The organism is Pseudoalteromonas sp. SR45-5 (assembly GCF_014163565.1).
In the GTDB taxonomy this organism is placed as follows: Bacteria; Pseudomonadota; Gammaproteobacteria; order Enterobacterales; family Alteromonadaceae; genus Pseudoalteromonas; species Pseudoalteromonas distincta.
Window position 1 is genome coordinate 1 of the sequence record NZ_JACJDN010000116.1, and the last position, 8,356, is coordinate 8,356.

The 8,356-nt window shown below is 39.0% G+C and carries 7 protein-coding genes; all 7 read right to left on the minus strand.

Features of this window, described 5'->3' with window-relative positions; all coding sequences use genetic code 11:
• Positions 1-1,025, minus strand: a 1,025-nt coding sequence (ccoG, locus tag H5072_RS06545; protein WP_182693058.1) for a cytochrome c oxidase accessory protein CcoG, incomplete at its 3' end; no start/stop codon positions are given.
• Between the two features lie 144 nt (positions 1,026-1,169).
• Entirely contained in the window at positions 1,170-2,588 is a 1,419-nt protein-coding gene (locus tag H5072_RS06550; RefSeq protein WP_182693059.1) for a sigma-54-dependent Fis family transcriptional regulator, read from the minus strand.
• A gap of 93 nt (positions 2,589-2,681) precedes the next feature.
• Positions 2,682-3,986: an AarF/ABC1/UbiB kinase family protein gene (locus H5072_RS06555; RefSeq protein ID WP_182693060.1), complete on the minus strand. Its 1,305-nt coding sequence runs from the start codon at positions 3,984-3,986 to the stop codon at positions 2,682-2,684.
• A gap of 68 nt (positions 3,987-4,054) precedes the next feature.
• The gene (locus H5072_RS06560) at positions 4,055-4,609 is read right to left on the minus strand and encodes a DUF1439 domain-containing protein (RefSeq protein WP_002960677.1); all 555 of its coding nucleotides are present in this window, start codon (positions 4,607-4,609) and stop codon (positions 4,055-4,057) included.
• A 366-nt stretch (positions 4,610-4,975) separates the two neighbouring features.
• Positions 4,976-7,657 (minus strand): DUF349 domain-containing protein, encoded by a 2,682-nt coding sequence (locus tag H5072_RS06565; RefSeq protein WP_182693061.1) that lies wholly within the window; start codon positions 7,655-7,657, stop codon positions 4,976-4,978.
• Positions 7,647-7,928 (minus strand): YeaC family protein, encoded by a 282-nt coding sequence (locus tag H5072_RS06570; RefSeq protein WP_007378333.1) that lies wholly within the window; start codon positions 7,926-7,928, stop codon positions 7,647-7,649. The genes H5072_RS06565 and H5072_RS06570 overlap by 11 nt, the downstream gene beginning before the upstream one ends.
• Position 7,929: 1 nt before the next feature.
• Positions 7,930-8,256 (minus strand): hypothetical protein, encoded by a 327-nt coding sequence (locus tag H5072_RS06575; protein WP_024605018.1) that lies wholly within the window; start codon positions 8,254-8,256, stop codon positions 7,930-7,932.
• Positions 8,257-8,356 lie beyond the last annotated feature (100 nt).

The following is an 8,356-nucleotide window of genomic DNA, read 5'->3' on the forward strand; positions in this document are numbered from 1 at the left end:
GAAATGATTAACAAAGCCGTTAATGCGCCGTATCCTATTAGTTTTAATCTAAATGGATTGGTTTTTTTGCCTTCCATTTGTTTTTCGCTGGCGTATTTAATTAAGCCTTTTTGATAACCAAATTTCTCCATGGTATCGTCGCAAGCATCAATACATAAGCCACAGTTTATACATTCATATTGTAAGCCATTTCGAATGTCTATACCTGCCGGGCAAACCTCTACACATAAGTTACAGTCTACACAGTCACCTAAGTTAAGCTCTTTTGGATCGGCTTTGCGTTTACGTGGTCCTCGGCTTTCACCGCGCTTGCTATCATAGGTAACAAGCAACGTATCTTTATCAAACATAACAGCCTGAAAACGAGAATACGGGCAAGCAATCGTGCACATTTTTTCGCGTAAAAACCCTGCATTACCGTAAGTACAAAAAGCGAATAAAAACACCCAAAAGCTCGTAATACCTGACCATTCAAATGTAAGCATTTCCATATACAAACTTTTTGCTGGAATAAAATACGCCATAAACGAGGTGGCGGTTAAAACTGAAATAATAATCCACGCACTGTGCTTAGTTATTTTTTTGCGCCAAGTACTTAGCGTCCACTGAGATTTATCTAATTTAATTCGCTGATTTCGCGTGCCTTCTATGCGCTGCTCTACCCACGAAAACATGAGCATCCATATTGTTTGCGGGCACGTGTATCCACACCAAACCCGACCAAGCCAGTTGGTTACAAAAAATAACGCAAAAGCCCCCACCATGAATAGCAGGGCTAAAATCATAAAATCTTGAGGAAGGAGTGTTAAACCAAAAATAGTAAAGGTTTGCGTTGCCACATCAAGCAGCACAGCTTGTTGACCGTTATATTGGATCCACGGTATTGCAATAAAAGTTAGCATTAACAGCCAACCTAAATTACGGCGTATGCGCTGAAAAAATCCTTTTTGCTCGCGGATATAAATTGGCCCTTCGGTGTTATAGGGCTTAATGATCATGTCTTCTTCTTTAATATCAAACTTCATAGTACTTGCTTCATAATGACGGGTATTACGCAAGCATTTGCAACTTTCAGACCAAGCTGAAATTTATTTACATTATTGATATTAAACGGTTTATTTCAAAGCAATAAAATAAAATTCGCGACATTAAACGCACTTCGCGATATATCACGAATCTTTAGCAATCCCTAACTTTCGCATTTTTGAGCGTAGTGTACTCTCAGGTAAGCCCAATTTAACTGCCGCTCCTTTATCACCTGATATTTGCCAGTGCGATAACACAAGAACAGAGGTTATATGCTGCTTTTGCGCTTCATCGAGCGTAAGTGAAGGATTAATAACTACTTCACCACCCGCTTGCAAAGGCTGACTTAGCTGAAGTACCGCTTGATTAGATAAAATAGCTTCGCGTTCAAGTACATTTTGCAGCTCTCTAATATTGCCTGGCCAATCGTAAGCCTGCAGCTGCGTAATTGCTTTTTTACTTAGCCCTTTTAAATTTTTCCCGAGCCGTTTATTTAGCTGCGCAATCAAATTAGCGCATAAATAAGGAATATCTTCTTTTCGATCTTTAAGGGCAGGTACTTTTATAGGAAATACATTGAGCCGATAATACAAATCAATTCTAAACGTGCCTTTTTGTACCATTTCCCACAGGTCGCGATTAGTCGCTGCAATTACTCTAATGTTTACTTTTAGCGTGTTGCTGCCACCCACACGCTCAAACTCTTGTTCTTGCAGGACTCTCAGTAATTTACTTTGCGCCTCAAGTGGAAGCTCTGCTATTTCATCTAAAAACAAGGTGCCTTTATCAGCAAGTTCAAAGCGCCCTTTACGGCGGTCATTGGCACCTGTAAACGCGCCCTTTTCATGGCCAAACAATTCCGACTCTAGCAAGCTCGGTGTAAATGCAGCGCAATTTACTTTTATAAAGGCTTGCTCACTACGTTTGCTTAGCCTATACAAGTTACGGGCTACCAACTCTTTACCCGTGCCATTTTCGCCAAGTATAAGCACTGTGCTGTCGGTTTCACTCACCAGTTTTATTTGATCTAACATGGTTTGAAATATATGGCTTTGTCCAACTAGCCCTGAGTCTTGCCAATCTTCGTTAAGTTCTGCAATTAAGTAGTTATTTTCATCTTTTAGCTGCTCACTTAAATGCTTTACTTGCTCAAGTGCCTCTTGCAGTGCATTTTGTGTTTGCTGTTGCAGTGATATATCGCGAAATACCGCTACAGCACCAATTAACTTATCATTTTGATAAACCGGTGTTGAAGTGTATTGAACTGCAAATGAGCTACCGTCTTTACGCCAAAAAACTTCATTTTTAACTTCACGACGTTTTCCATCAAACATGGTGCAGTAAATTTGGCATTCATCAGCGGGATAAGGTGTGCCATCAGCATGAGTATGGTGATGATATTGGTGTATTTTTTTACCTAATAGTTCCTCAGCGCACCAACCTGTCATGCGCTCAGCGGCAGGATTAACAAATACCGCATTACCCGATAGGTCAAAACCGTATATGCCCTCACCTACTGCGTTTAGCAATAATTTAGGATCGTTTAAAAATTGTTTTATCATAAATACGCCTCGCGAAATATCGCGAGCATTATGGCAATTTTATACGCTAAGTGCACTCATTACTTAAAGTGCACTTACGCGTAAGTTAAAACGCTATAAATAGTGCTTAAATAACGTTTTTACATCTATTTTTACACCTAGCCTTGCGGCTATTAAATAAAGTCCTGCAAGTTTTCGGTGGATAAATAGCGCATCAACGGGCGGTGTATGCCATTGTTGAGATTGCGCACTAAGGGCAAGCCCTGCATTTTTAATTTTGAGCGCGAGTTCGCTATTTTTAAAATCAAATTCCCCTTCTGCTCTTAGCGGCTCGCACGCCATTAAAAATAAATCAATGACGTTGTTTTTATACTCGTCAACTAAGTCATTTTTAAAATAACCTATGTGTGATGCCGCTTTAAGTACACCTTCTCGGTTGTTTTCGCTACCCGCTTTAAATAAGGCTAAGTACGCTAAGCTAAGCTCGGTTGATATTTCTCGCGTTGCACCAAAATCAAATAAAACAATTTTTTGGGTCTCAAGCTGATAATGAAAGTTGGCAAAGTTAGGGTCGGTTTGAATTAATTTAAATTCAAACATTTCTTTAAAAAACAAATCAATAAGTTGCTCTGCAACAAAGCTTTTTTGACTATCTGGTAGCTCTGTAATGCTCTCAATAGGTTCTGCTTTTATATATTCCATAGTTAGCACTTGTTGTGTGCTGTGCTCTGGATATACGTTGGGTACTTTAAAGTGGGGATTAGTTGCTAATGCATTTTTATAACGTATTAAGTACTGAGCCTCACGTTTATAATCAGCCTCAGCTAATAACTGTGCCTTAGCCTCACCAATAAGTAGTTTAATATTAAGATCTTTTGGCAATAAACGAGAAATCGTTAATAAAGAAATAACGTTATCGACATCACTTACTACACTTTTAGCAATACCAGGGTATTGAATTTTAACAGCAAGCTGAACGCCATTTTCTTTATAAGCTAAATGAACTTGCCCTATAGAAGCCGCTGCAAAAGGTCTTAACTCAATATGAGAAAAACGCGCTAGCCACTCATCCCCCCATTGCTCTTTTAACACTTCAACAAGCTGCTTATGAGGCATTGGGTTCGCGTCTGAGCGAAGTAAAGCAAGTAACTGAGCTAATTCAGGACTAAGTAGATCACCCGCATCCATTGAAAGCAATTGCCCCAGTTTCATTGCTGCACCACGTAAATGTGATAGCTGTGTGGCTAGTTTTTCAATGTTTTTAGGTTGTAGCAGTAAGCTTTTATTATCCCAACCTTTACCAGTTAGCGCGCTCTTAGCACCATCAACTAACATGTTGGTAGCAACACCTGTGGCAAGTGAGCCTAATTTTGCAAATCGAGAAAGCCGAGAAGTGGGGACAGTACGAGGAGCCGCCATAATATTAAAACCTAATTAGCCTGAAAGTCAGGCTAATCAATACGTATATTGTAAGTAGGTAGATCTACTTATAGACGAGGTACTAGCTTAATTGCGCCTTCAACCACTTTCATATCAAGTGGAAGTTTACTAAGTAGCATCATTTTAGGGTCATCCATGTTTAGAGTATAAACTGGGTTAACCGCTAAAAAAGCATTAATAACATCCATTGCTTGGCTATCAAGCGCACCTAAATTACCTTTAAAACCGCCGGCATCTACACTCGAATCAAGTAATTTAATATTACGTAAAAACACTGCTTTTTTCTCACTGTCGTAAAATGGGCTACCTTCAATTTGCAGCTTTAAACGCACAGGGTATTTAAGAGCGAATGCATTAATTTCAGCGCTAGAATCGGCACCAAGCACAACAACATCGCGGTTATCAGGTCCAATGTTGACACTTAAGTCGTTTACATCAAACTGAACTGGTAAACCCATTAAGCTTACTTTTTCACTTAACTTTGGTAATTGCTTACCCAGTACAGATTCAACCTCTGAGTTAGTAAATGAATATACTGATATGCCTTGCGTGGTATTACAGGCAGTTAAAAATAACGCTGCAATAATAACTAAAATTCTCATGAGAACCCTTTTGTTTATGAATTAGTGATACATAAAAAAGCCGCTATTAAAGCGGCTTAGTAAAATAGTAACCAGCACATATTATGCTGGTTCTAGGGCGTGTTGACCTTTGTGGATTGAAATTTGTTCAATCTAGGGTCGATTTAATCGCGGCGTGAGGTTTGTAACCTAGCGGGCTAAGTCAAAACCGAGCAACAAAGAGTTAATCGTCCCTAGAAAGAACCCAAAGGGCAGCGCATGTTTGGCATTTATGCTGCGTTATCGCCTATTTATGGGGAATAACCACACTACATAGACTCTACCTTGCCTAAATACCAAACAGTCTGCTGCAAATTCAACCACGAAAGGTCAACACGCCCTAGTGTATTAAGCTGCAAGTGTCGCTTTAAGTCGCGTTAGTGTGTCAGGTTCAACTGAACCGTCACTGAGCGCTAATAACTGTTTTAAATAATAGTTTAAATCAGCATGATCGCCACGATGTTTGTCATCTAGCATGGCTACTTGTTCTGCCATTCTAAGTGACTTATCGGTTGAACTTACGTTCGCTAGTATTTCCATGCGAGTAATAAGTTGCTCTTTACTTAATGTTGTTTTAAGCGGTGCTTGATACTGACTTGGTAACGCTTCATTGTTTTCAAGTGCAGTAATTAATGCATCTAAATTAGCTTGCTCAGATTTACTTGTAAGCAATGCAAGTTTATCTTCAATAGCAGCTAGTAGCTTAGTAACCTTTGGCGCTAACGATCTAAATTGCGTGTACCCTTTCACTTTTGTTTCTAGGTCGTGCAACTGCGCTCTTTGATTAACATCACTAAGTGCTGCTTCAAGCTCAGCAAGTTCTGCAATTGCTTGTTTATCTGACTCGTTTTGCTCGAGTTTTTGCTGCTCAAACTCACTACTACGCTTAGTAAATGTTTCATCGTTATACTGACGAAACTTTTGCCATAACGCATTTTCAGCTTTTAAACCAGCAAAGCCAATGGCTTGCCATTGCTGCTGCATTTGCTTCAACTCTTGGCAAGCAGCGGCTAAATCATCGCTTTGTGATAATTGCTGCGCTTTTTCTACTAACTCATTTTTAAGTGCTGCATTACTTTTATGAAATGCGTTTAATAAAGCCAGTACTTGTTGTTGCTCATTTTTATAACGATCGTTTAGTGTACGGTATGTTTTAGGGTCAACTTTACCCACACTGCGCCACGCTTTATTTAAACGATTGTATTGGCTTTCATATTGTTTCCAATCAAAGTCATCCTCAGCAGTTGGCTGTAAATGGAGCGCATGCATGTCGTTAATAATACTTTCACGTTGTGCTTTTGATGCTTCACGTTGCACTTCTTGCTCTGCGAAGTAACTACGGCAAGGCGCAAATAACAGCTCGATCTGTTCATCAAACTGCACGCCTTGTTGCTTTTCTTCATCTGTATCTAAACGACCTAACTCATTCCAACGTTTACGTAGCGCTTTTACTTGCTCTGCGCGTTGTTGTGGGTCTGTACACTCTTCGCTTACTAATGCACTTACTTCTTCTAATAAAGCTTTACGCTTTGGTGCTGCAGCGTATTTTTGCCAATCTTTCGCATCTGCAAGTTGCGCTTCAAGGTCTGCTTTTATGTTCACAAGTGGCTGCTGATATTGCTCAGTAAGTGTATTAAATAACTCTTCAAAGCCTTTAAATACGCCAAAAGCAACATTAAAACGACCTTCTTCAATTAGGCGCTTAACATCACGAGCTTTGCGCTTTGCTTGGCTTTGGTTTTTTTCAAGTGGCTTAACTAGCTCATTCATTGGTGCTAAAAATTGCTTTTTATGCCCATTTAACTGTGTTTTAAAGGTACTTTGCAGTGGGCCATCTAAAACATTCAAATGATTACGCGCTGCTTTAAAGCCATTATTAAATTCAGTTAGAGTTGCATCGTATTGTGCTAAATCTTCTGCTGGCTTAATTTCGCATAATGCTGCAAAAGCGAGTTTGTACTCTTTAATAGCCGTTGTTAGCTCGGGTAATTTAGCAACTTGAGTAAATAGTTTTTCTAACTTGCTTACAGCGAGTTTTGATTGTGCATTATTAGCAAGTTCTGTTTCGCTAATAGCTTGCTTAGCTTGCGCTACTTTTGCATCAAGCCAATCTTGTTGAATTTGCTCTGGAGTTTCAAGACCAAGCTGTAAGGCATTTTCAATTTCTTCACCCAAAGCTTCAAGTGTTGCAAGTGCTAATAATTGACGCTGTTGTTGCGCTAATTGCTGCTGCTCTTTGTCATGTACTGCTTTTAGCTGTTCAATGTGTGCATCTAACTTAGTAGTAATAGAAATATATTTTTCATCAAGCAGCTTTACACGTTCATCACTTAACCATTTGAGCTCAAGTGCTTGCCACTGGGCCATTAATTCGCCGGCTTGTGAATTTACAACACCAAAATCTGTTTTTTCACGTAAAGCATTTAACTTAGCTAAAATAACACGTGTTGCACTTTCAACCTGAAGTGGCATTTCAATTGCTAAACGCTCATTTTCAATATGCGTTTCAAGTGCTGCTTTTGCATCACCTTTTGCATGTTTTACTAATGGCTTAATTAATTGATGGGTAATAACAAGTTCAACTAACTGAGTTTGTAGCTCTTCGCTACCTTCTTTAAATGCTTTTTCTACTAATTTTGGATTTGCTAAACGTTTTAATAATTTAACGCGTACTTGCAGTTCTTTTTCTGCAAATGCTAACTTTTCGAGTGTTTTAACAGGTGCAAAACGCTCTATGTATTCACTTTTGATTTGCGCTGTTAGTGTACTTTCGCTATTTAAAACAGCATTAGATATTTGCAGCTCTGCTATATCTTTTAATGCTTGATCTTGTTTATACGCTTTCCACCATAGCGGCAAATTGTTTACCTTTTGCAGCGCTTTACGGCGAATTTCAGCTGAGCTATCTTCAAGTGCTAACGTGTTTAATATGGTTGCATCACGTTCAATGTCTAATTTTTCGATAGCATCAAGACGTACTTGTTGCTTTGGGTGTTTCCACTTAGGTGTAAAAAGGTGCTTAAAGATCATGTTCACTAAACCTAGCTATTTCGTTGTCTGATTTGAATTCTTTTTGTAGTTGAGCTTTTGTCTTTTGGATCATTTCACCATTAGCACCAATCGTAAATTGCTCGTTTGATTGAGCCACCTTTGCTTGATACAACATAACCAACTGCACTGTTTGTTGCTTTTGTTCATCTGATAAAACGGTACCGTCTGGCCACTTGCCAGTAGAAGCACCGTATTGTAAGCGTTCGAATAATTCGGGAGTAATATTTTGTACAAGATTGTCGATGTTCATGTCATTTTTTCTTTTTTAGAGTCACTAAAATAATACGATTTACAAGGTACCAAATACAGCCTATGCCTATCGCGGCAGTGTAAGCATACCACTGAAGTGTTTCTTCTTGCGGTTGTAAAAAGTACAAGCAGAAAAAACCACCTAAAAATAAGATAAGCGCCAAAAAGGAGTGATTTATAAACATCTGCTTTTTTTTAATTCGCTGTTCGCGCTGAAGTTGTAAAACTTGCTCGTCGTTTAGCTCTGCAATGTTGCTTTCGCAATGCGGACATTGCTTATGTTTATCTGAAATTGATTTTGCACATTTTGGGCAACGAATAATCGCCATACTTCTCTCCATACTACGCATAAAAAAAGCGCCTTTCGGCGCCTTTATTGTACTTGTTTTATTTCTCGTTGTCTTTTTTGAATTCAAACCAACAACTGAT

Coding starts and splice junctions, on each gene's coding strand:
- H5072_RS06550 (WP_182693059.1), bottom strand. CDS start 2,588: ATGATAAAACAATTTTTAAACGATCCTAAATTATTGCTAAACGCAGTA.
- H5072_RS06555 (WP_182693060.1), bottom strand. CDS start 3,986: ATGGCGGCTCCTCGTACTGTCCCCACTTCTCGGCTTTCTCGATTTGCA.
- H5072_RS06560 (WP_002960677.1), bottom strand. CDS start 4,609: ATGAGAATTTTAGTTATTATTGCAGCGTTATTTTTAACTGCCTGTAAT.
- H5072_RS06565 (WP_182693061.1), bottom strand. CDS start 7,657: ATGATCTTTAAGCACCTTTTTACACCTAAGTGGAAACACCCAAAGCAA.
- H5072_RS06570 (WP_007378333.1), bottom strand. CDS start 7,928: ATGAACATCGACAATCTTGTACAAAATATTACTCCCGAATTATTCGAA.
- H5072_RS06575 (WP_024605018.1), bottom strand. CDS start 8,256: ATGGCGATTATTCGTTGCCCAAAATGTGCAAAATCAATTTCAGATAAA.